This is a genomic window from Candidatus Cryosericum terrychapinii (assembly GCF_003570925.1).
In the GTDB taxonomy this organism is placed as follows: Bacteria; Caldisericota; Caldisericia; order Cryosericales; family Cryosericaceae; genus Cryosericum; species Cryosericum terrychapinii.
The window spans coordinates 105385-128668 of sequence record NZ_QXIS01000033.1 but is presented as its reverse complement, the minus strand read 5'-3'; the positions used below and the strand labels follow the sequence as shown (position 1 = coordinate 128668).

Sequence of the window (23284 nt, the reverse complement as noted above, 5' to 3'; positions counted from 1 at the left end):
ATCCCTGGAACCAATACTCGGTATTATTGGTTTGGCCTGCTTGGTCGAGCGTGTGGTCAGTGTTGGCCCAAGAAGAACAACTGGACTAGTCGCCCGCGCTTTGCATTTGCAGCGTGAGAGAAGATGCTACTGCTGTAGACCACAGAATGTGAGAGGCTGTGAGACCAGAAGGAGGTTGTCCTTATTGCTCATTTGGATGCAGCTACCGTAAAACACTCATTTTGCATCGTGAACAATCTTCTTATCATCGATATCATACATTACCATCGCATGATTCTTCTTAATTAGTTCCTTTAGGAGAAGATTGCCCGTTTTCTCATCTATTTGTTCTCTGAAAACGAGACCGTTTCTATACACAGTATCGCCTTCCCTTGAGAAATACTCATTTTCCGTCCTAATATGATATCGGGCATCCAAAGGCTTGTTCGCACGTAGTTCTCCACATAAGTACTTGTCTGTAACATATGTAATGAGCTGAAATGTAGTATCTGTACTGTTTTTGAAGCGATAATCCAGGTAGTTGTACATGATTGATGTTCCTGTTCCAAAAGGAATCTGCCTGCCAAAATCGGGGAACAGATCCATTCCATCATGATGGTGGTGTTCGACAATATCCATGGGTGAATGTAATACTATGAAGTGGATCAGGTTTGTGAATTGACACATTCCCCCACCGATTCCTTCAGACACTTTTCCGGAACTAATAACAAGCCCCTTCCTATAGCCTTCCTTCTTGCTACACCTTCCGGCCAGCTTCCAAAAGGAAAAAATCTGTCCCGGACGGATGAGGACATTCGTAACCTTCGGGGCGGACAAACCCAGGTTTTGCACCTTATTTTCCTGTAGCAGAGGATCAACATTCCCAAGCACTCTACGCATTAAGGACTTGTTCCTGTAAATCAAGACAGGCAACAGGGCATCCATTTTGCTGGTCGCGAATTCTTGAGAAGAAAAGATGTTCTTCACATCTCTTACCAATATGTTCTTGAAGACAGATATCTCATACGTTGTCGGTGATATTTCGCAGAACAGTTTTCTACCCATAACGACCACTCCCTCAAAATGCAAACAAGCTATTCTTGCAATATATCACTAAAGGGGCCATGTACAGGCATGTATCCCTGCGCATGAATTCTCTAAAGTGTGTCATTAGCTCATTTTGACACAGTCTGCGCCGCGGGAGACAAGACAATCGCGCCCGAAGAGCTTCGAGGCCGATTTGGATGCAGCGTCACGCTGCTGGTGCGCCCGACAGGATTTGAACCTGTAATCTACGGCTCCGGAGGCCATCGCCTTATCCAGTTGGGCCACGGGCGCGCACGTCGGCAAGTATAGCAGAAAGGCCAACCCTGTACAAGGCCGGCCTTTGGCTCAGCGCCTCACAAAACAGGTCTCAGAGCTCAACTATTCCACCGTTACGCTCTTGGCAAGATTTCGCGGCTGGTCCACGTCCAGGCCCTTGCCATCAGCAGTGTAGTACGCCAGTAGCTGAAGCGGCAACGAGTAGATGACCGGAGAGAACAACTCTTCGACCGGCGGCATCGGGATGAAGTCCGTAGCGATGGCCTGTGCTCTCTTGTCCTTCCTGTCGGCCAATACCACCAGGGGGGAATCGCGCGCGATGGACTCCTGCAGATTCGAGTAGATTTTCTCGTACAGCGCTCCCTTGGGAAGGATGCCCACCACGGGCACGTCCTCGTCCAGCAGGGCAATGGGACCATGCTTGAGTTCTCCCGCAGCGTATCCTTCTGCATGGATATAGCTGATCTCCTTCATCTTAAGCGCGCCCTCCAATGCAATGGGGTAGTTGACACCGCGCCCAACATAAATCATGTCATGGACTTTGTAGAACTTGCGCGCGATCGTCTCCATGATGCCGGCATATTCGAGCACCTGCTCACACTTCTGGCTGAGACTGGACAGCTGAGACGCATAGTGCGCTGACGTCTCTGCATCGAGCGTGCCGTTGCGCTGTCCAAAATTGAGAGCTATGAGATAGAAAGCAATGAGCTGGGCCATGAACGACTTCGTGGCTGCAACGCCGATCTCGAGGCCCGCCTGAGTAACGAACGTCACATCCGACTCGCGCGAAACGGTGCTCTCCGGTCGATTTGTGATGGCGACAACCTTGGCACCAAGACTCCGTTGAAGCCGAAGCGCAGCGAGCGTGTCAATCGTTTCTCCCGACTGCGTGACAGCAATCCCCATCGTCCCTGGACGAACAATGGGTCGCTGATAGCGGTACTCGCTGCTGAAGCTCACCTCGGTCGGGATACGCGCCAGTTCCTCCAGAAGGTACTTGCCTACGCGCGATGCATGGTACGACGTCCCTGCGGCCACAATCGAGATATGGTCGGGAACCGGCTGGCCCTGGAATTCCTCCAGCTCCACGTGTCCACTCTCGATATCGATCCGTCCATATAGCGTATCCCTGATGACGACCGGCTGTTCATGAATTTCCTTCAACATGAAATGCTTGTAGCCCTGCTTCTCGGCGGCGGCGGCATTCCACTGAACGGTCATTGGCGTCCGATCGAAAGCGTGCCCATCTTCAAGAGAATAGAACGCGTATCCCTTGTCGTTGATCTCGACGATATCTCCGTCGTGCAGTGGAATGATCCGGTGCGTGTACTCCAGGAGTGCCGGGGTATCCGAACCGAGAATCATCTCCCCAACGCCAACGCCGAGCACCAGAGGGGATAACCTGCGGACTGCCACGATACGACCAGGGAACGCCTTGGCCAGCACGAGGAACGCGAAGGCTCCGTCGAGCTGCAAAGCAGTCTTCCGCGCTGCATCGAGCAGGTCCGCGCCTGCGTCGATCTGCTCCTCCATAAGGTGAGCGATGACCTCAGTGTCGGTCTCGGACACAAACACGTGCCCTTTCTCGATCAGACCATCTCGGAGTACCTGGTAGTTCTCGATGATGCCGTTGTGGATAACGGCGATCGCGCCCTTGCAATCCACGTGTGGATGAGCATTCCTGTCCTCAACCCTGCCGTGCGTGGCCCATCGCGTGTGTCCCATTCCGGTGGTGGCAGTATACTCCTTCCCCTCGATGGCCTCCTCGAGAGCTTTGAGCTTGCCACGTTTCTTCACGACGACCAGCTCCCCCTTCTCGAGAATGGCCATGCCTGCGGAGTCGTACCCTCGATATTCGAGCTTGCGCAGACCCTCGATGATGACAGGGACTACCTTACGAGGCCCAACGTACCCGATGATTCCACACATGTCACTCCTCTCCTTGCTGACTAGCCGACAACAGGACGCACTTCAGCCGGTCTGCCAGCGCCGTCAGACGTTCAGTGTCCTTGCCCTCCAGGAAGATCCGCACCAGGGGTTCTGTCCCCGAGGGCCGCACGACAAGTCTGGCAGCATTGCCCAACTCCATGCGCGCCGCTTCGACCGCAGCCACAAACTCCGGACATGAAGCAATGGAGTTGTCTTTCACCCTGACATTCTCGGCAATCTGAGGATACAGCTCGACCTCGTCGACAATCTCTGACAGGTCGCGCCCAGTCCTGACAAGATATCCCAGCACTGCCAGGGTGGTCGCCAGACCATCGCCCGTCACGTTCTGGTACATATTGATGATGTGTCCCGATTCCTCGCCGCCAAGCACGAAACCGCCCTCGTTCAGGCGGTCCAGAATATAGCGGTCTCCAACGCTTGTCCGTTCGAGCCTGATCCCATGAGGTTCCAGTGCCTTCTCCAGACCAAGGTTGGTTAGAACTGTTCCGACGACCGTGTTTCCGGTGAGTCGGCCCTCTCCCGCCAATCCCAGAGCCATGACGTACAACATGACATCTCCGGAGACACGGCGCCCGATGCGGTCGACCATGATGACCCGGTCGCCGTCACCGTCATGGGCGACGCCCACATCCGCCTTCTCAGCCACCACCCGCGTAGCCACGGCGCCAGGATGTGTGGATCCGCAGTCCTTGTTGATGAGCTTGCCATCCTGGTCTGTGTTCATCTCGATCACCTGCGCACCCAACTGCCGCAGCAGCGCCGGTGTCGTATAGCTTGTTGCCCCATGAGCGCCATCGACCACGATCCTGATCCCCTCGAGCGACAGCCCTGGGTTATTCTGCCTCACGAAGGCCATGTATTCCTCGCGCGCATTCTCGACTCTGTGAGCGCCACCCACTTCGTCACCATGCACTCTTGAAGGATTGCCGAGTTCGACGAGACCAAGGTTGCCCTCGATCGTCTCTTCGTCAGCGTCTGCCAACTTGTGACCCCCAGGGCCAAAGAACTTGATCCCATTGTACTCCGGAGGATTATGTGACGCGGAGATCATGGCACCCGCCATGTACCGTGTGTCACGAGCCAGAATAAGGGCGAGTCCCGGTGTCGGCAATACTCCCAGGTAGTCCACGGACACACCCGTCTCCATGAAGCCGGCACCGAGTGCCGCGGCAAGCATCTCCGACGAGACACGTGGATCCCATGCGATGGCAATCGTACGATTTGTCCGCTGAGCAAGGCGTCCATCGAAGTAAATGGATGCAGCCGCTCCCAGGGACAAGGCAAGTTTGGACGTGATTTGGGTGTTCACGACACCTCGGACACCGTCCGTTCCGAATAGATTCCTCTTAGCCACGCTTTAACTATAGGTCGCTTGAGTCTGTACGCAAGATTCATACTCTCAGGTCGGCATGGAGCCTCTCTTCTGGAAGCGTTCTCTCGCTGAGGGTGGAGGGAACATGCAGAAAGCCGAGGCCCTGGAGCCTCGGCTAGTGGTAGGGCGATCTGTCGTTTGGTCAGTTCTGCGGTGGCAGGCTCCTGTGCGAGCGATGCTTCCTCAGCCTGAGGATAATCCATGCAAGTGCCCAGATGAGAAGTCCATAGAAAGTTATGAAGACGGCAGAGCCGCCAAGCCATGTCCAGAAGGCAGCCAGTCCGTGTCCAAACCGGGCAAGGGACTGGACAAACGCCGATCCAAAACCTCGGGGGGCAACGAAGGCCTCGGTCGTCTGTGTGAGCTGAACAGTGACCGTAGCGAGCGACGTGGCGTTGTCCATATAGCGCTGTTGCCCCTCGTACTGTTCGATCTCCGTGCGAACCGAACCCAGCTGTTCCTGAACTGCCAGCATATCCTTGATATTCGTCGCTTTCTTCAGGAATCCTACTAGCTGCTCTTCTTCTGCCCGAAGGACCTTGAGGCGTGCCTGGATGTCGATGTACTGCGAGGTAACGTCCTCCGAACCACTGCTGCGGCTCGTAACAGTGCCGAGCCCGGCGAGATCGCTCATGAGCTGAGTCACTCTTGCCGAAGGCACGCGCAGTACGGCGGTCGCAAGCACTTGAGTGTCCGATTTCTGGAGCGATGACTCTGCCACGAAACCGCCGTACTTTGCAGCAAGGGCCTCGCAGCTAGTGAAGGCCTTTTCGGCGTCGACGACGTCAAGGCTGAGGCTAGCGTCGAAGATGATCTTGCGGTCCGTCAAGGCCTGTTGATCGGCCGTCGTGGTTACGGCCGGAGCCAAGGACTCCGTGCCAGCGGCCCCAACCGAAGTACCCTTGTTCTGGACGCTACCGGATGTCGCACTGTTGAACCCGGGCGAGACAGCAGCACGCTTCGCGCATCCGCTGACGCCCATCCCCATGACAGCGACGACGAGAATCAGCGCAAAGAAACGACATACTCTCGGAGATTTAGTCATACGTGCCTCCCTATCCGGAATGGGCGCGCGAGCGCCAAGTGTTCATGGAATAAGACAGATGACCAACGACGAAGTGCCCAGGCTGGACGCCCACGTCTCCGGTGAAAAGCGCGCAACTACATGGAGACCTGAAGGCTCCTGCCCGATGAACCCATGAAGCGCCATGAGGGAAGCGAATGTTCGGACCTCATCAGGCTCCAGCGTCAAGGTGACCTCGCTCCCTCGAACGGCAGTCTCGAGTTCAAGCGCTGCATCCACATGCCTGACTCTAAGCCACATTGCCAGGAGCTGCCTGCGCGCGATATCGCCCTCAAGCATGACGCGAAAGGATGGCGCAGTTCCAAGAACTGCGCTGCCCTGAGAGCCGAAAAACCCCTTGGGAGTAGCGTCCGCGATGCGGAACTCTGGATTCGGAGCGAGTAGTGCTGCGCCTGATGTGGCAAGTGACAGCGTACGCGGCAGGACGGCACCACCGACATACAGCACCGCTACGATGACAATCGCCATGACTGGCGAGAATCCAAGCCATAGGCCCTGAAGCAGGCGACGACGCGAGCGGCGCATGCCAATGACGGCTGTGACGGAGCCGGCCAATGAGCGATCCATCGGTGCAAACAGTTCGGATACTTCGCTCCGCATGGCCGCCGACAGCTCAAGGGGCTCCTCGTTGTCAATCATTATCTCACTGGTTATTCTCATGTCATGTCTCATCACTTGTCACCATCCATAAGACGTGCTCAACGCCCCAAGGTTCCCGACAGGAGTTTACGCAGCTCACCACGGGCACGGAATACTCTGCTCTTGACGGTCCCCACTGGAACTCCGAGCCTGAAGGCCGCATCTTCATAGCTCAGGCCGTCCAGGTCGACGAGGGCAAAGGCCGCCCTGAACACAGGGTCGATCTTCTGCAAAGCGGCTCGAAGAGCGAACTTGACCTCTTCTCTATCTGGACCATCGCTGGCAGTCTGTGGAGCCTCGACCGTCAGCAGATCAGCTTGGGCATCGCCGGAACTCACCGGGTGCTGGGACCGTTTGCGCGCGGCGTCGATGCCGGCATTCGTGGCAATGCGATACAAGTATGACGACAGCCGCGACTGCCCCCGGAACTTGGAGAGGCTCCTGTACAACTTCAGAAAGGTCTCCTGTGTGACGTCATAGGCCAGATCACGATCGAAGGTCACGCGAAGGGCCACCGAGAAGACGAATCCCTCATAGTAGCGCACAATGGACTCGTACAGGTCGGTTCGCCCCGCCACGACCTGATCGATAGTCTGTGCGAGCTTCGGCATGTCATCCATAAAGCCATTATACGAATCTAAGCCGCTGTGCATAGGAGCCGGTGCCAGCCTGCTGCGGTGTGAGCACCAGTTTGACAGCTCTCGGCCCGCACGTATAATAGGGCCGTGCCGAAGTGGCGGAACTGGCAGACGCAGCAGACTCAAAATCTGCCGGGGTAACACCCGTGTGGGTTCAATTCCCTCCTTCGGCACCATTCCAGTGAAAACAGTTCTGCACATCCCCCTTGACAAAGATTTCATGGTTTACTATAATCATCGTAATAGTATTCTTAGTATTTCTAACATTAGGAGGCAAGCAATGGGGGGAGACAGACAAGAATCACAGCATTCATCGTATGACCTCAACCGGCTGCGCATCTACAACGGCCTCATGGGTCTTCTGCACCTTGGACAGGCAATCTTCATCGTCATTCTCGGCTGGGGGAAGGGACTGACAGTACCCATCACGACCGACTATCTCAAGGCGGGCGGGCCAGGAGGAATGCCCGTCCCTACTCCGGCAACACTTGGCACCTTTCGACTGGGTCCGGCAATTGCCGTGTTTCTCCTGCTGTCGGCGATCGCCCACTTTGTGACCGTCTTTCCCGGTGTGTTTGACTGGTACAAGGCAAACCTGCGGCATGGCATCAACTACATCCGATGGTATGAGTACGCATTGAGCTCGTCCGTCATGATCGTCATCATCGCCGAATTGTCCGGCATGTACGACCTTTCCAGCGCCATCATGATCTTCTTCCTCAATGCAGCCATGAACCTGTTCGGACTCATGATGGAACTGCACAACCAGACGACGGCGCGGACTAACTGGACATCGTTCATCTTCGGCTCGATCGTCGGCCTGGTCCCCTGGGTCGTCATCTGCATGTACTTCTTCAGTGCTGCAGCCAGCGCAACAGGGACAATCCCCACCTTCGTCTACTACATCCTTGGCACTATCTTCGTTTTCTTCAATTGCTTCGCCATCAACATGGTCCTGCAGTACCGGAAGGTTGGGAAGTGGCGCGACTACATCTTCGGCGAACGCATGTATGTCCTCCTCTCACTCGTCGCCAAGTCAGCGCTTGCCTGGCAGATCTTCTTCGGTGCGGTGGCTCGCAAGTAGACCGACACTCCACTCTCGCAATGTGATGAACGCCCAGGTATCTGCCTGGGCGTCTTCGGATTCCAGCTTCACACAGGGACTCAGTCTGAGATCCGTCCCCGCCTCACCAGATCGTCTGCCACAGAACCGAGACCGACGTCACGCAGCCTCTGGGCTGTCGGCAGGCCGTTCTGATCCCAGCGGTACGCCTGGTAGTAACCGTCAAGGAGCTGGTCCACCATCTCCTGCGTCACGCGAGCGCCCTTCGTGGGCCCATCAGGCATCTCCTCATACATTTTGGCCGGCGGCTGGTCCCAGGCACGTCCAAACCCATCGACCTCACGGGTCCAGAACGCTCGCGTCAGGTTCCACACCTTTTCGCTGAAGGCGAACAGCCCCTCCGTCGTGTAGTGCTGTCCAGTGACCAGGTTCAGCGCGGTGACGTAGTCCTCCCAGGGGACCTTCACCTCGAGCCACGGGAAGCGACAGACGCCCAGCACTTCCATGAGAGGACGCAGGTGCTGCAAATCATAGACCACCTGTCCCTTCCCTTCAGTGGAGCCGCGCCCCATGGTGATGTCCTGGACGATCGCCCAGGCGCGTGTGTGCTGGGCTCCGATGTCTGAGGTCATGTATGCAAGCATCATGGCAGGGGCAGCATGTGTATCATAGGCGGAATAGTCCAGTCCTTTTACCTGAACGACATATTTCTCAGTACCCTTGCCGATGATGCGCGCAGCAGCAAGAGCTCCTTCTGCAAATGTCGCCCCGATACCCTGCCGAGCAGCGATGAGCCTCAGGAATGCGCGTGCAGCATGCACGTTTCCCCATGTCATCTCCAATCCACCGAAATCTTCCTTTGTCAAGATCCCCCGTTGATACAGTTCCATCGCAAAAGCTACCGCCGATCCAGAAGAGATGGAGTCCATGCCGAGATTGTCGACATCGGCGTTCAGCACGGCAATTTCCTCGATACTGTCCATGCCGAGATTGGAGCCCATCAGACCGATCGTCTCGTACTCGGGGCCTTCGACATGGACATCGTATTTCTTCGAATATGTGTAGGTGGAACAGCCCAGAGGACACGCATAGCAGCCCTTGTCGCGTACATATATCTGCTCTCGCATGTACTTGCCATTGATACGGTCCTTCTTGGGGTACTGCGCATGCTGGAAGTTGTTGACAGGGATGACTCCGACGCTGTCACACCAGTCCGTGACATCCGTCGTGCCATACTTGGAGAAGGTCGGGAAGAACGCCGTATTCTTGATGAAGTCGATGACGGAGGTCGTGTGCTTCCGGAGGCCCTCGATGTCAGCGACCGGGATTGGCTTCGTTCCACGCACAGCGATTGCCTTGAGCTTCTTTGAGCCCAGAACCGCCCCGATTCCCCCTCGGCCTGCCTGACGTCCTACGTCATGGGTAATGCATGCGAACTTCACCAAATTCTCGCCAGCGGGGCCAATAGTCGCAATCTGGAAGTCCTCCCCGAGATCGCGCTTCAGTGCGTACTCAGTGTCAACGGAACCCTCGCCCCAGTAGCCGGAGGCGTCACGTACCTCGACCTTGTCGTCTTCGATACAGAGGTACACCGGGATTGCCGAAGCACCCTCAAGGATGATCATGTCCAAGCCAGCGTACTTGAGTTCCGCCATGATCAGGCCACCCATGTTGCTGTCGATGTAGCCTCCCGTCAGCGGAGACTTAGTGCCCCACACAATCTTGGCACTGGAAGGCCACAACGTACCCGAGAGAGGCCCCGTTGCTACAAACACCTTGTTTGCTGCGCTGAGCGGATCCACACCCGCAGGAAGCTCCTCATACATGTACTTTGCGATCCATGCACGACCGCCGAGCCAATCGTGAGCCAACTCGGGCGTCACGGGCTCTCGCTTGACCGACCTAGTGGTCAGGTCGACACGCAGTATCGAGCCACCATAACCATTTATCATCGCTCTTCCTCCCAACTCAGAGCTTGCGCCGCACAGTTTGGCACACAGGCCCCACAAAGATTGCACATGTAGGGATGCGGACTTGCGGGTGACCTGAAGATCGCTTTCTGCGGGCAGCTGTCTACACAAGCTCCGCAATCGATGCACTTGGAATCGTCGATCACATAGGCTCCGTTCGCATCGACAAGAATCGCTTCAACCAGACATGCAGATTGGCAGACACCGCACTGGTTGCAGAGATGAACCTCGAAATAGCCCTCTGGAAAACGGGGCACGATCCCCACGCGAGCAGACTTGTGTGTGTTGAGCCTGAAGTTCTGGGCCGAGCATGTGAGCTGGCACAAACGGCATCCCGTACAACTCTCAGGCTTGACGATGATGTGCTTCATGCGACCTCCTATCCTTGTCACGACAACATATTCTGTTCCGATTATAGCAAGATGCTGTGGCAATGGAAGCAAGCGGACTGCGCGTTGATTGCGGCCCCAATGGCGGTACAATAGAAAGGAACTAACGGAGGCTGTTCATGCGAACACTCATCACAGACATCGCCTTCCTGATGACGGGCAATGCTCTTCGACAGGAACTCAAAGATGCATATGTGGTCGTCGACGACAATGTCATCACGTCCATTGGCACAGGGGTACCTGTCCTTGATACTCCCGCGGACCGCGTCGTCTCAGGCCAGCACATGCTGATGATGCCGGGCTTCGTCAACACCCACCATCACCTCTACCAGACGCTGTTTCGGAACGTTCCTCAGGTCGAACATGCCAAGCTGTTCGACTGGCTGACGTTCCTCTATGAACACTGGAAGTACATCGACGAACAGGCTGTCTATACAAGTGCTCAGATCGGCATTTGCGAGATGCTGAAGACAGGCGTCACGACGACGACCGACCACCTCTATCTGTATCCGTATGGCAATAACGCTATCATCGACGCTGAAATATGTGCGGCTCGCGATGTCGGCGTGCGCTTCCATCCCACACGTGGCAGTATGTCGCTCAGCAAGAAAGATGGGGGACTACCTCCTGACAGCGTAGTGCAGACGGATGAGGAGATTCTGGCGGAGTCCGAACGTGTCATCCATCAGTACCACGACCGCAGTCGGTATGCAATGACCCGCATTGCTCTGGCCCCGTGCTCCCCCTTCTCAGTCACGACAGACCTGATGAAGCAGACGGCAGCTCTGGCCGAGAAAGAGGATGTGCTCATCCATACGCATCTTGCCGAAACACAGGATGAAGAAGAATTCTGTCTCCAGACATTTGGCTTCCGTCCAGTCGACTACATGGGGGAGGTCAACTGGCTTACTCCTCGCTCCTGGTTCGCCCACATCGTCTGGGCGTCCGACGCCGACATCTGCAAGCTGTCCGAGCATGAGTGCGGCATGGCCCATTGCCCTGCCAGCAATATGCGCCTCGGCTCCGGCATCGCTCCCGTGACGGTCATGAAGCAAACAAACATGCGCATCGGCCTGGGCGTCGACGGCAGTGCCAGCAACGATACCAGTTCATTCATCGGTGAGGTACGCCTGGCGATGTTGCTCCAGCGGGTGAAATACGGAGCCGGCGCACTTACGTCGCGCGAAGCTCTGGCTATGGCCAGCATGGGCGGCGCCCGAGTCTTACACATGGACTCGGACATCGGCAGCATCGAGGTCGGGAAAGCGGCCGATCTGATCATGTGGGATCTCGACACTCTCGAGTTCGCCGGCGGCCTGCACGACCCCTTCACAGCACCGGTCATGTGCGACGCCAAGCAGGTCAGTCTCAACATGGTCAACGGCAAGGTTCTCATCGAGAACGGCCAGTTCACGAATATTGACATTCGGGCTCTGGTGGCCAGGCAGAATACAATAGCGGCGCACCTCATGGCACGTTAGTGTCGCGCCGCGGATCACGTCCAGCCGGCAGCTTCTCTGGAGGTAGAGGTATGAAAACGCTTCAGAAGTTTCTGAACTACGCGAGAGAACACGAGATCGCTCAGGTCGACCTGAAATTCACGGACCTGTTCGGCGGCCTGCATCATGTGACGGTTCCTCTGTCCCGCGTCGACGAGCGGTTCCTGACTCAGGGGGTGGCTTTCGACGGTTCCAGCATCCCTGGATTCGCGTCGGTTGAGCGCAGCGACATGCTCCTGCGTCTGGACCGGTCGACAGCGTTCGTGGACCCATTTGCCAAAGTCCCTACTGTTGCAGTCTTCTGTGACATCCTTGAGCCCCACACCCATCGACGCTTTGCCCTCGACCCTCGATTTATCGCAGAACAGGCTGAAGCCTTGCTGAAGTCCAAAGGGTATGCCGATACGGCTTGGTTTGCCCCCGAGTTCGAGTTCTATGTCTTCCAGAATGTCGATTTCAAGTCCTCGGAGACCACCTGTTTCTTCTCGATCGAGAGCGCAGAAACGGGCAGCACGGTATCGCTCGACAACTCACAACTCCAGGGCTACGCGATCCGCCACGGACGAGGATACCATGCAGAGCAGCCACTCGACCGCCTCTTCGACTATCGAAGCACACTCGTTCAGATGCTGGAAAATGTCGGGGTAACCGTCCGCTATCACCATCATGAGGCCGGGGAAGCCGGCCAGATCGAGCTTGAGGTTATGCCCTGCACGCCACGCGCCATGGGCGACGCGTCGCAGAAGATCAAGTACTTCGCCAAGAATCTTGCCCGGCAGATGGGAATGACGGCAACCTTCATGCCCAAACCGATTGCCGGTCAGGCCGGGACAGGAATGCACTTCCATCAATATTTGACCAAGAAAGGACAACCAACGTTCTACCAGAAGGGAGGAGAACCCTACGACCTGTCGCCGCTCGCCGTTCACTACATCGGCGGCATTCTCAGCAACGCGTCGGCTCTTCTCGGTATCACAAACCCTTCTACGATAAGCTACAAGAGGCTCGTTCCGGGATTCGAGGCCCCCATCCGGGCGTTCTTCTCGCTGGGCAATCGCACCGCGGCGGTTCGCATCCCCATCTATGCGGATACGGCGGCAGAAAAACGCATCGAGTTCCGCCCCCCGGATGCCACGACCAACGTCTACCTCGCCATTAGCGCAATGCTTCTTGCGGGACTCGATGGCATCGAGAAGGAAACGGACCCGACAGCGCTTCATCTCGGCCCATACACAGGGGACATTGAGAAACTACCCGAGAAAATTGTCCGCAGGATTCCGGTGCTTCCGACCTCGCTTTCCGAAGCCTTCGCAGCCCTGAGACGTGGCAGTGACTTCCTGACACGAGACGGCGTTTTCCCTCCTGCATTTGTTGAAGCGTTCTGCTCCTACAAGGAGAAGAACGAAGCAGAAGCGCTCCGCCGCCTGCCTCATCCCAAAGAATTCGAGCTGTATTACGACTGTTGAGGGGACTGGATGCTCATAAAGCTCAAACTGCATGCCATTGTCGCCGATCAGGTCGGAGACCTGCACGAAGTCCAAGTGCCGACCGGAACAGATGTCGCCGGCCTGCTTGCAGCATTGGGCATTGACCGCGACCGTGCAGGCTTCGTGCTTGTCAACGGACAGCGTAGGCCCTACAACACCAAACTGCAGGAGGAAGATACGGTTTTCATCATCCCGTTCCTGGGAGGCGGTTGACCGGCTCTCGAGATAGTTGACGCCACATAGCGGCGTCACCAGGCTGTCGTTGATAGCGTTGAAGAAGTCTTTTCAACTCAGCGGAACAAGCGCGGATTAGTTGTGGTATTGGGCCACGACAGACCGACGGAAGCGGGGACGGTTACATCCCAGCCGAGCGAAAAACAGAGTAAGAACTGCAGTCTATCCCAGCGTCGGAATGGGCCCCGGCATCGAACCCAGGGCCTGCGATTCCTACGCAGAAACGTTACTCAGCGACGGACAACACGGTCCTCTTCGATGAGCAGTTTGATCGCTTCGATTCCGGTCGATATGAGCCGGTCCAATATCGGATGATGGGATTCGTGTCCGCCCTCTGCAAACTGGTTGTTGACGATGAGCATGACGCCACCGGCACGCTTGTGAAGAATGCTCGATACCACAAACACTGTGGCAGCCTCCATCTCCGAACACACGGCTCCGCCGGCAATCCAGGCCCTGCGACGCGCGTTCAACTCCTCTGCAAGTGGCTGGCGGTCAGGCTCAACCTCGCCGTAGAACGAGTCTTTCGATTGAGATACACCAAGGTGAAACGTAAGACCCAGTTTTTCGGCCGCAGCTCTGAGTGCTAGCGTGACATCAATGTCGGCGACTGCCGGAAATTCGATGGGCATGTACTGCCTGGTCGTCCCTTCGTCGCGGATCGCAGCTGTGACGATCGCCAGATCTCCAACGCCGATTGCGGGCTGCATTGCGCCTGACGTTCCGACGCGTATGAATGTTTCCGCGCCGACCATCGCGAGTTCTTCGACTGCAATGGCGGTCGATGGACCTCCGATTCCGGTCGACGTCACCGAGACTTTCTCGCCCAGGAGAGTTCCCGTATATGTGACATACTCCCTGTTTTGGGCAACCTTCACCGGGTTGTCGAACCACCTGGCGATGACTTCGCAGCGACCGGGGTCACCAGGCAACAGAACGTACCTGCCAACATCACCCTGCTTCACCTTGATGTGATACTTGTACTCATCATTGAACAACGTATGTGCCATATGTAAGTCTCCTTTCTTTGCGCAGCGATCCGTTCTAGTGCAACCCCTGCAGTAATATCCTGATCCCAATACCAATAAGGACAAGGCCACCCACAATCTCAGCCTTGCCCTTGACCAGCTTTCCGACGGTGCAACCCAGGAGAGTGCCTGCCAGCGAGAACGCGAATGTCACCAACCCAATAAGCAAGGCAGGCCACCAGATCGATACTCGCAGTATCGACAAACTCAGACCAACCGCCAAAGCGTCGATACTTGTAGCGATGGCAAGGACCAGCATGTCGCGCGTGCTGCGCCTCTCTGCCTCGCCCTCGCCCTCATGTTTTCCACCACGCACGGCTTCGACAAGCATCTTGCCGCCGACGAACACGAGAAGACCAAATGCAACCCAATGGCCGAAGCTCTGGATAAGGTCTCTGAGCACGAGGCCCCCGAGCCAGCCCAGCACGGGCATGAGCATCTGAAACCCACCAAACCACCAGCCTGACCACAACGCATCGCGCAGAGTCACTCGCTTTATCCGGCACCCGTTCGCCACAGACACGGCGAACGCGTCCATCGAAAGCCCCACCGCAATAACGAAAACTGTCCAGAAGCCCATACGACCTCCACGACAACTGTGGCATCACAGGCAACACCAGAAACAACGATGGTCATCGCTGGGCGAGCGCAGCGCAGCGTGCAGAAAAGTATACCGGCAAGAGCCTGCTTTACAAGCCGGAACATTGATATAAACTGAGGCTGCGAGTGGGAGCGAATCGCTGGTAATGTATTCAGACATCGAGTAACGGTCAGGAGGATCCTGATGAACATCTGGCTCAAGTACGGGGCATTGGTCTTGACATCGTACCTGTGGGGTTCTATTTGCTGGGGCCTTGTCCTCAGCTTCCTGGTCAAACACGAGGATATTCGACTGAAGGACAACCCTGGCGTTTCGGGGAGTGTCCGCCAGTATGGTTGGGGTTATGGCCTCACTGTTGGGCTGCTTGATGTCATGAAGGGCTATGTGCTCAGCCTCGTCCTACATTCCATGTCAATCCCCTCGTGGGTCCCGATTGTCTCGTTCACGGCCGTCATCGTCGGGCACAACTGGCCAGTCTTCTTCCAGTTCAGAGGTGGAGGCGGTGTCGCGACAACCCTGGGGATTCTGCTGCAGGGATACCCGGTGGCGATCCTGTGGGCACTTCCGTTTGCGGCTATCGCCGGTGTCATCTGGAAGCTCGTTCCCCGTATTAAAGCCAAGGTGCACTTCTCTCCGTTCATCTCAGCAATTGGGGCTGTCCCTGCCGCCATCTGGATTGTCCTCCACAAGCCGTGGTATCCTGACTACGTCATCGTCGTCGCCCTTGCAGCCTCAGTCCTCATCAAGGGCAATCAGTTCCACGTCCGGGCGCAACGGCAACGGCTCCGCAACTATGCCAATGGCATGCGCGACCGCTTCATGGACCACTATCGAGACAACAATCTGCCGCCAACGCCCTAGCGTCGGCGGCAAGTCCTCGAGAGAAGCAAGGGCCCCTTCCGGGGCCCTTGCTCTTACCGGCTTACGAGCGAGCGTACACCTCGTTTCCACCGACGAACGTGCGTTCGGTCACTCCTTCGGGCTCCCATGGCTGCGCTTTGAACAACGCCAGGTCAGCGACAGACCCAGAACGTATCTCGCCATACCCGTCGAGCCCAAGGGTCCCGGCTGGAACGCTTGTGACGGACCCAAGAGCCTGCTCAGGAGAGATGCCGCGACCAACAAGAAGGCCCAGTGAGATCCGCGGGTACTTGGCTGGGTAGTTGGAATGGCCCTCGGTGACGCCGTCCGTGACAGTGAGGATCGTACCTCCCTGAACAAGAATCATACGGCTCCTTTCCTGAAGGGCAAAGCTGCACCTCCTTCGGTCTTTTCTTCGGTAAGCGAATTATAGTTATGCAACGAAAAACTGCAAGGATGCATAATGTTCACGTGGAGTGGCGAGCCAAAACGCATATACTGGCCACATAGTTGTGGCCTGCCGAGGAGGAACCAGTGAACATTACTGATGTTGCAGTACTTGTCATCGATATGCAGCAGGACTTTCTGTCTCCGGCATCGCCGCTGTTTGTTGCAGGCGGCCCCGCTATGGTACCGAATCTCCAGAGAGCACTGAAAGCTGCTCGGTCCGCCAATGCGTCGATTATCCATGCAACGCGCCGGCATCGGGCCACGGGCATAGACGTCGACCAGAGTCGGCGAGCGCTCTTCGCGGAGACGGGAGGGTTTCTGGTTGCCGGAACTCCCGGAGCAGAAGAATTGCCTCAGCTTGCGCCCACCTCCGGGGATTTCACTGTCGTCAAGACCCGATGGTCGGCATTTTTCGCGACCGACCTTGACGCGCTCCTGCGCCGGCTCGGCACCCATAGATTAATCCTTACCGGCGTGCAGACTCCCAACTGCATACGTGCGACAGCAAACGACGCTCTCTCGCTGGACTATGCAACGACCGTACTCTCAGATGCCACTGCGTCCCAGACGGACGAGATCCAGCTGTCCAACCTCAGAGACTTGGCTGCCATGGGAGTGGAGATCATGACTGTCTCGCAGTTCGAGCTATCACTGGGCCTCTAGCGCCCTCGCTGCCTCGGAATGCTGACAGCCGGCTCTTGGGTGAGCCAGCTGTCTGGTCGCACAACCTGGAATCCAGTCTACTGTTCTCGCTATCGCAGGTAGTCGATCGGATGTGAAGTGCCCTGCAGGAAAACGGTGGTTTCGGCCGGCGTCGTTCGTGCGACGACTTTTCCCTTGCTCAGTACAACTCGGGCGACGGATTGTCGTCGCAAGGCATCCAGCTCGTCGAGAGCATCCAGAATAACCAGGTCAGCCGGCTTGCCCGCCTCAATGCCGTAGGAATCCTGAACGTGCAGCGTACGAGCTCCGGCATCCGTTACCATGTGAAAAACGGAACGCATTTCCTCCCGTCCCGTCATCTGGGCGACATGCACGGCCATATGTGCCACGTCCAGCATGCTCCCGGTCCCCATTGGATACCAGGGGTCAAGAATGTCGTCATGACCAAGGCTGACATTGATGCCCATGGCCGCCATCTCCTTGACCCGCGTCAGACCACGCCGCTTGGGATACGTGTCGAACCGTCCCTGCAAGTGGATGTTCACCAGGGGATTCGCGACGAAGTTGATGCCGCTCTTTGCGCAGAATCTCAGGAGTTTCGATGCATACGCCCCATTGTAGCTGTGCATGGCCGTTGTGTGGCTTGCGGTAACCCGGTCGCGCATCCCCGTACGCAGAGCCAGAGCCGACATGACCTCGACAAAGCGAGATTGTTCATCGTCGATCTCGTCGCAGTGCACGTCGATCAGCTTCCCATACTTCTCAGCCAGCGCAAAGATGATCTTCAGAGACTCGACACCGTCCTCACGTGTCAGTTCATAGTGAGGGATCCCTCCAACAGCATCCGCACCAAGACGCAGGGCCTCTTCAAGCAGCACTGCCCCGCCCTCGAACCCCAGAATACCGTCCTGCGGGAACGCCACCAGCTGAATGTCGACGAATGGCGCCATGACGCGCCTGACTTCGATCAGCGCCCGGAGCGCAGTCAACTTCGGATCACAGATATCTACATGCGACCGGATGTGCAGGATACCATGCGAAACCTGCCACTCGATCGCCTTTGTGGCACGACGCACGACATCCTCTTCGGTGAGCAGCGCCTTCCGTTCGGACCAGCATTCGATCCCCTCGAACAGCGTTCCGCTCTCGTTCCATCTGGGTTCGCCCGCCGTGAGCGTCGTATCGAGGTGGACGTGCGACTCGACAAACGGAGGTGTCACGAAACATCCGGCCGCATCGATGGTTTCTGACGCCTCCGCAGGCAGCCTGGGCTGAACGCCCACAAACAGACCGTCCCGGACGCCAATGTCGATCAGCGGCCCACTCACACGGAGCCTCGCGTTACGAACAATCAGATCAAGCATCATCCCCTCTCTCCGGCAACAGCCTCCGCCGCCATGCGCGGGTCATTGCTGATGACGGTCTCGACCCCCGAGGCCACAAAATGACGCACGAGCACGCTCAGGTCGACGGTCCATGGCGCAATTGCCAGACCAGCCTCGTGTACTTCACGAATAAGCCCGTCGAGGGTGTTGAGAACGTACGGATGGATTGCGTTGGCGCCTTGCTCACGAGCAGCTGCGACCACGTCTGGAGCCTTGATCAGCCACGGTGCATACAGCAGCCCAGTCCGTGCTTTGGCGTCCAGCTTCCGGATGACTCCCATGCTCTGGACATTGAATGAAGAGTAGACGACATTCAACGAGTACCTGCTTGCCAGTTCCAGCAGTCGTTCCTCCATCCCCGCGTACGCGATCTCCGAATTCTTGAGCTCGACGTTGAGCGTCGCCCGTGTCCCGTCGAAGACCTCGAAGACTTCCCGCATTGTAGGAATCGGCTCGTGGTGCAAGGGTCCGGGAAACCGAACGCCAGCATCGAGTTTACGGATCTCCTGCAGTGTGAAATCCTTCACCCAGCCATGGCCGTCCGTGGTCCTGTCGACCTTCTCGTCGTGGATGACAACCAGTTCTCCGTCCTTCGTCATCTGAACATCGCATTCGGCACCGTCGACACCGTGGTCCAGATCGTTGCGTACAAGCGCGAACGAAGCCACCGTATTCTCGGGAGCCAGTCGAGGCTCCCCCCTGTGTCCCAGTATGAGCATAGTCAGGCCTCCTCATTCATGATCTAGAGCAGCTCGACCGGCATCTAATGCGCGCCGGAGACTACCCAATGATAGTCCGAAACAGGAGACAGACAATATGTCTCTCCGAGGGCCAGACAACGCCCGCACACGGAAAGGAGAGGACCGAAAAGCTCAGAAATGGGTCCAAGACCGGACATCGGTACGGACTTCGTTGACAAGGGTCGCCGCCTCCATATCCTGAGAGTACCCGAGAACGCGAAGCATGAAGCCGTTTTCGTCGAGGAGGAAAGGGAGGTTCTCATGGGAACGTTCATATCACTCAAGACGGCAATCCCTGGACCGAAATCCATCGAGCTTGCCAAGAGGGAGGCCAGGGTCGTTGCGGCACCAATGTGCGACGCTCTGTCGCCCGCCTGGATCGCTGAAGGACATGGAGCACTGGTAACCGACGTCGACGGCAACACCTTTATCGACCTTACCGGCGGCTGGGGCTGCATGGCGGTGGGCCACTCGCATCCTCGTGTTATCGCGGCCATCAAGGATCAGGCGGATCACTTCCTGCACACGGACTTCACGTCAGTCCCATACGAGCCGTACCTCACCGTTTGCGAGAAGCTTGCCAGACTCGCTCCTGGCGACTTCGAGAAGTCGGTAGCTCTGTTCAACAATGGCGCCGAGGCCATCGAGAACGCCGTCAAGATTTCCCGCCATGTCACCGGCCGGACCGGCGTCGTCGTGTTCGACCGTGCATTCCACGGACGCACGCTCCTCACGATGACCATGACGCATAAGGCGAAGCCCTACAAGGATGGGTTTGGCCCCTTCGCGCCGGACGTCTATCGCATGCCATTCGTCACCCCCTATCATCCGTCCATCAGGATTGACGAGTGGGAAAAGCTGCTGATGACCTACGTTGACCCTTCGACGGTCGCATGCTTCGTCGTCGAACCCGTTCAGGGTGAGGGTGGATTCCGCGTCCCGACTGATGGTTTCCTCGAGATGCTGCGCGAGGTCTCCGAGAAGTACGGCATCCTTCTCGTCGTCGATGAAATCCAGGCCGGTGTGGGCCGTACCGGCAAGTTCTTCTCCATCGAGAACTGGAACGTTGTCCCGGACATCATCTGCTCAGCCAAATCCCTGGCAGCCGGTATGCCGCTGTCAGCAGTCATCGCCCGGAAAGACATCATGGACAAGCTGCCAGGCAGCAGCATCGGTGGCACGTACGTCGGCAATCCTGTTGCATGCCGTGCGGCCAGCGAAGTCATCGACATCATCGAGGACGAGCATCTGCTCGACCGCGCTGTTGCCCTTGGCAAGCTCATTCGCAGTCACTGGGATGCCTGGAAGGAGAAGTACGAGATCATTGGCGATGTCCGTGGCATGGGCGCCATGCAGGCCCTTGAGTTCGTCAAGGACCGCACGACGCGGGAACCCGCGACTCAGTTGAACGGCCAGATCATCAAGGAAAGCCTGCACAACGGCGTTCTTGTCGCTGGCTCAGGCATCTATGGCAACTGCATTCGCATGCTCGTCTCGCTTGAGATCACCGACGAGCAGCTGGAAGAAGCCTTCGCGGTCATGGAGACGGCTGTCGCTCGCGCCAACGCGTCGCGCTAGTTCGTCAGGTCTGTACCAACATTGATTGAAGCCGGGGCGATTGCCCCCGGCTTCTCGTTTACGAAGCTGTCCGCGTTACTCCACTCGCTTCTTGCGGCTGTCCGTCTCGATGATGATGGTGACCGGACCGTCGTTCACCAGCCTGACCTCCATGTGCGCCCCGAAGACTCCGTTTTGCACGTCGAATCCCTGGTTCCGCAGTCCTTTGCATACGTCCTGATAGACCTCATCTGCATACGCTCCCGGAGCAGCACCCGTGAAGCTGGGCCTGTTCCCACGAGTCGCGTCTCCATAGAGCGTGAACTGGCTGACGACGAGAAAGGATCCCTTGATGTCTGACACCGAGCGGTTCATCAGACCGTCTGCGTCTGCGAAGATTCGCAGGCCACTTAACTTGCGCACCATGAATGCCGTGTCGTCAGGGCCATCGTCGGGAGCCACACCCAGCAGCACGAGCAACCCTGCTCCAATATGCCCAACGTCTTTGCCGTCCACGGTGACCGACGCACTGCTCACTCGTTGCACCACTGCCCGCATGTCTCACCTCTCAGTCGTCTTCGGTTACAGACTCATGGTAGCACGACCAGCCAGCAACGCGAATGGCAATTTCTGCGGTTGACACTCCGGACCTTCCCGATATACTTTGACTGTTCGTTTCCAAGACGTGGGGATATAGCTCAGCTGGGAGAGCGCCTGCATGGCATGCAGGAGGTCGGGGGTTCGAGCCCCCCTATCTCCACCACTCGACCCCTTACACCTGCTTTTCTCGCTCTGGGACTGACTTCCAGACGAGGCACCTTGCACTCATTTTCCGAGAATCTCCAGTGGATAACTATGTTAGTAACTCCCAGATCGATGCGTCTCGCAAATCGATGCACCACTTCCAGCTGGCTTGCACGGTCAAGGCTGAGAAAGAATGGCTCGAAATTCGCCAGCACATTCTTCACCTCTTCCAACTGCGCCTTTTCCTTCCCGATTTCCGCCCGTTCCTGCAGTGCTTCATGCTTCAACGTCCTAAGCACAGCAATGCGCTCCCTCACCTTCTCAACGGAAACCTCTGGAATGGCAAGTCTTCCCTCGAGCTGAGTTATGTCTCTGTCGTACTTGGCGATCTTCCTATCGATCTCGACCAGCCGGTCGGCACCATCGAACTTGGGCACGAAGTGGCACAGCTCCTCGCTGAGCTTGCTGACAAACACCGGAAGTAGGTTGTGTTCCAGCAACTGAGCTCCACAGGCCTTCTGCCCGTTTCCAGCGCTCTGGCACGCATACTCGGTCTTGTTGCGCTTCGAGCTCCCGTGAGCGCTCAGGAGATGTTTGCACTTCGTGCAGTAGATCATCCTACCGAAGAGGGGCAGCGTTGACCCTTCACTTCTATCAGAGCGAAGGGCAAGTTCCTGCTGCAGACGAAGCCAGTCATCGAATTCGAGAATCGGTTCAATGCCAGCGTAGTCCACGTAGGTCCACTTGTTGTATCCAACTCGCGTACCGTTCTTGCCGCGCTTGTCATAGGCAATCTTCCCGGCAAACAGTGAGTTGTGCAGCACCGAGCGTACCTGGTCGCGCGTCAACCCTAGGCTATGTGCAACCTTCCGTTCAGGCTCACCGGATCCCGAACGGCGCAGGATCTCCTTCGCAACCGGGAGAGTCTCAGGGTCATACAGTAGCTTCTTGTCTTCGTGCTTGAAGCCGAATGGAGCCGGTCCGCAGACCAAGGTGCCCAGTTCCTTCATTCGCGCCTCAGCGTCCACCGTTCGCTCGATGATCTGACCCCGCTCAAATCCAGCGATAACGGCCAGCATTCCAAACATCATCTTCCCCGCTACAGTCGTGGTATCGAAGGGTTGTGTGACAGAGACGAATCCCACATTGTGGGCCTCCAGTCTGTCACAGAGTGCGAACAAGTGAGGCACTACTCTTGAGAGCCTGTCAACCTTGTAGACGAGGACGACAGAGAATCTGCCCGCTTCGGCATCCTTCATCATTCGGTTGAGCGCAGGTCTCTCAATCTTGCCGCCGGACCAGCCGGCGTCTTCATAGCACTGGTATACAGGCCAGTCTTTGGCTACAGCGAACGCTTCCGCATGGTTCCTCTGCATCTCCAACGACACACCGTCGCTGGCCTGTTCTGCAGTACTGACCCGCGTGTAGATCGCGCATCGTATGCTATCAGTCTCTTTAGCATGCATTGTGGAAGCCCATTCAGTCGATTGTGAACTCATGCGAAGTCGCTCCTTGCGTCATCACGTGGAACAGACCACACTTCTTCTAAACAAGGATATCTGGCATTCCACACTAGTGCAAGACCTATGCCCGTCTGGACAAACATAACGTACAGGGTGACAAACCCG

22 protein-coding genes, 3 tRNA genes and 1 pseudogene are annotated in these 23284 nt (G+C 56.9%); 10 read left to right on the top strand and 16 right to left on the bottom strand.

Annotation, left to right across the window (positions count from 1 at the left end; genetic code table 11):
- Positions 1–216: 216 nt before the first annotated feature.
- From SMC7_RS06305 to SMC7_RS06275, 7 genes are all read right to left on the bottom strand, one after another.
- The gene (locus tag SMC7_RS06305) at positions 217–1044 is read right to left on the bottom strand and encodes a VanW family protein (protein ID WP_119089503.1); all 828 of its coding nucleotides are present in this window, start codon (positions 1042–1044) and stop codon (positions 217–219) included.
- Positions 1045–1240: 196 nt separating this feature from the next.
- A tRNA-Arg gene (locus SMC7_RS06300) sits at positions 1241–1317 on the bottom strand.
- An 87-nt stretch (positions 1318–1404) separates the two neighbouring features.
- Positions 1405–3231, bottom strand: a complete 1827-nt coding sequence (gene glmS / locus SMC7_RS06295) for a glutamine--fructose-6-phosphate transaminase (isomerizing) (RefSeq protein ID WP_119089502.1) — start codon at positions 3229–3231, stop codon at positions 1405–1407.
- Between the two features lies 1 nt (position 3232).
- Positions 3233–4606 carry a phosphoglucosamine mutase gene (gene glmM, locus SMC7_RS06290; RefSeq protein ID WP_119089501.1) on the bottom strand — a complete coding sequence of 458 codons (1374 nt, stop codon included), beginning with the start codon at positions 4604–4606 and terminating at the stop codon, positions 3233–3235.
- A gap of 160 nt (positions 4607–4766) precedes the next feature.
- Complete coding sequence (locus SMC7_RS06285; RefSeq protein ID WP_119089500.1) at positions 4767–5669, bottom strand: DUF4349 domain-containing protein; 903 nt, start codon at positions 5667–5669, stop codon at positions 4767–4769.
- A 42-nt stretch (positions 5670–5711) separates the two neighbouring features.
- Positions 5712–6368: a hypothetical protein gene (locus SMC7_RS06280; protein ID WP_126850750.1), complete on the bottom strand. Its 657-nt coding sequence runs from the start codon at positions 6366–6368 to the stop codon at positions 5712–5714.
- 38 nt (positions 6369–6406) lie between these two features.
- Positions 6407–6958: an RNA polymerase sigma factor gene (locus tag SMC7_RS06275; RefSeq protein WP_165845198.1), complete on the bottom strand. Its 552-nt coding sequence runs from the start codon at positions 6956–6958 to the stop codon at positions 6407–6409.
- A gap of 116 nt (positions 6959–7074) precedes the next feature.
- Between SMC7_RS06275 and SMC7_RS06270 the strand changes: the two genes are divergently transcribed.
- A tRNA-Leu gene (locus tag SMC7_RS06270) sits at positions 7075–7161 on the top strand.
- A gap of 104 nt (positions 7162–7265) precedes the next feature.
- Positions 7266–8069, top strand: coding sequence for a heliorhodopsin HeR (gene heR / locus SMC7_RS06265; RefSeq protein ID WP_119089497.1), 804 nt, complete (start codon positions 7266–7268; stop codon positions 8067–8069).
- 80 nt (positions 8070–8149) lie between these two features.
- On the opposite strand, the gene SMC7_RS06260 is transcribed toward heR, so the two are convergent.
- A complete protein-coding gene (locus SMC7_RS06260) occupies positions 8150–10000 on the bottom strand; it encodes an aldehyde ferredoxin oxidoreductase family protein (protein ID WP_119089496.1) in 1851 nt (616 codons plus the stop codon).
- On the bottom strand, positions 9997–10389 hold the full coding sequence (locus tag SMC7_RS06255; RefSeq protein WP_119089495.1) for a 4Fe-4S dicluster domain-containing protein: 393 nt from the start codon (positions 10387–10389) through the stop codon (positions 9997–9999). Before SMC7_RS06255 ends, SMC7_RS06260 begins: the two co-directional genes overlap by 4 nt.
- Positions 10390–10526: 137 nt before the next feature.
- Between SMC7_RS06255 and SMC7_RS06250 the strand changes: the two genes are divergently transcribed.
- The 3 genes from SMC7_RS06250 to SMC7_RS06240 are packed head-to-tail and all read left to right on the top strand — an operon-like array spanning position 10527 to position 13606.
- Positions 10527–11888, top strand: a complete 1362-nt coding sequence (locus SMC7_RS06250; protein ID WP_119089494.1) for an 8-oxoguanine deaminase — start codon at positions 10527–10529, stop codon at positions 11886–11888.
- Positions 11889–11938: 50 nt separating this feature from the next.
- Positions 11939–13372 carry a type I glutamate--ammonia ligase gene (glnA, locus tag SMC7_RS06245; RefSeq protein WP_119089493.1) on the top strand — a complete coding sequence of 478 codons (1434 nt, stop codon included), beginning with the start codon at positions 11939–11941 and terminating at the stop codon, positions 13370–13372.
- Positions 13373–13381: 9 nt separating this feature from the next.
- A complete protein-coding gene (locus SMC7_RS06240) occupies positions 13382–13606 on the top strand; it encodes a MoaD/ThiS family protein (RefSeq protein WP_119089492.1) in 225 nt (74 codons plus the stop codon).
- 251 nt (positions 13607–13857) lie between these two features.
- Here the strand turns inward: SMC7_RS06240 and udp are convergent, their stop codons facing one another.
- Together udp and SMC7_RS06230 are read right to left on the bottom strand one after the other, a co-directional pair.
- Entirely contained in the window at positions 13858–14637 is a 780-nt protein-coding gene (gene udp / locus SMC7_RS06235; RefSeq protein WP_119089491.1) for a uridine phosphorylase, read from the bottom strand.
- A gap of 34 nt (positions 14638–14671) precedes the next feature.
- Positions 14672–15235, bottom strand: a complete 564-nt coding sequence (locus SMC7_RS06230) for a manganese efflux pump MntP family protein (RefSeq protein WP_119089490.1) — start codon at positions 15233–15235, stop codon at positions 14672–14674.
- A gap of 204 nt (positions 15236–15439) precedes the next feature.
- Here SMC7_RS06230 and SMC7_RS06225 point away from each other — a divergent pair, with 204 nt between their 5' ends.
- Positions 15440–16117, top strand: coding sequence for a glycerol-3-phosphate acyltransferase (locus tag SMC7_RS06225; protein WP_119089489.1), 678 nt, complete (start codon positions 15440–15442; stop codon positions 16115–16117).
- A gap of 61 nt (positions 16118–16178) precedes the next feature.
- Here SMC7_RS06225 and SMC7_RS06220 read toward each other — a convergent pair whose 3' ends face one another.
- Positions 16179–16484: an amidohydrolase family protein gene (locus SMC7_RS06220; protein ID WP_119089488.1), complete on the bottom strand. Its 306-nt coding sequence runs from the start codon at positions 16482–16484 to the stop codon at positions 16179–16181.
- 167 nt (positions 16485–16651) lie between these two features.
- Here SMC7_RS06220 and SMC7_RS06215 point away from each other — a divergent pair, with 167 nt between their 5' ends.
- Entirely contained in the window at positions 16652–17230 is a 579-nt protein-coding gene (locus tag SMC7_RS06215; protein ID WP_119089487.1) for a cysteine hydrolase family protein, read from the top strand.
- Positions 17231–17319: 89 nt separating this feature from the next.
- Here the strand turns inward: SMC7_RS06215 and codA are convergent, their stop codons facing one another.
- A complete protein-coding gene (gene codA, locus SMC7_RS06210) occupies positions 17320–18594 on the bottom strand; it encodes a cytosine deaminase (RefSeq protein ID WP_119089532.1) in 1275 nt (424 codons plus the stop codon).
- A complete protein-coding gene (locus SMC7_RS06205; protein WP_119089486.1) occupies positions 18594–19334 on the bottom strand; it encodes a glycerophosphodiester phosphodiesterase family protein in 741 nt (246 codons plus the stop codon). Before SMC7_RS06205 ends, codA begins: the two co-directional genes overlap by 1 nt.
- Positions 19335–19493: 159 nt before the next feature.
- Between SMC7_RS06205 and SMC7_RS06200 the strand changes: the two genes are divergently transcribed.
- On the top strand, positions 19494–20933 hold the full coding sequence (locus SMC7_RS06200; RefSeq protein WP_207798737.1) for an aspartate aminotransferase family protein: 1440 nt from the start codon (positions 19494–19496) through the stop codon (positions 20931–20933).
- Positions 20934–21008: 75 nt separating this feature from the next.
- Here the strand turns inward: SMC7_RS06200 and dtd are convergent, their stop codons facing one another.
- On the bottom strand, positions 21009–21470 hold the full coding sequence (dtd, locus tag SMC7_RS06195) for a D-aminoacyl-tRNA deacylase (RefSeq protein WP_119089485.1): 462 nt from the start codon (positions 21468–21470) through the stop codon (positions 21009–21011).
- 129 nt (positions 21471–21599) lie between these two features.
- On the opposite strand from dtd, the gene SMC7_RS06190 reads away from it, so the two are divergent.
- Both SMC7_RS06190 and SMC7_RS06185 read left to right on the top strand, forming a co-directional pair.
- A tRNA-Ala gene (locus SMC7_RS06190) sits at positions 21600–21675 on the top strand.
- Between the two features lie 82 nt (positions 21676–21757).
- Positions 21758–22141 (top strand): hypothetical protein, encoded by a 384-nt coding sequence (locus SMC7_RS06185; protein ID WP_119089484.1) that lies wholly within the window; start codon positions 21758–21760, stop codon positions 22139–22141.
- Between the two features lie 522 nt (positions 22142–22663).
- On the opposite strand, the pseudogene SMC7_RS07640 reads toward SMC7_RS06185, so the two are convergent.
- Positions 22664–23122 (bottom strand): annotated as a pseudogene (locus tag SMC7_RS07640) (recombinase family protein); the annotation flags it as partial.
- Between the last annotated feature and the right edge of the window lie 162 nt (positions 23123–23284).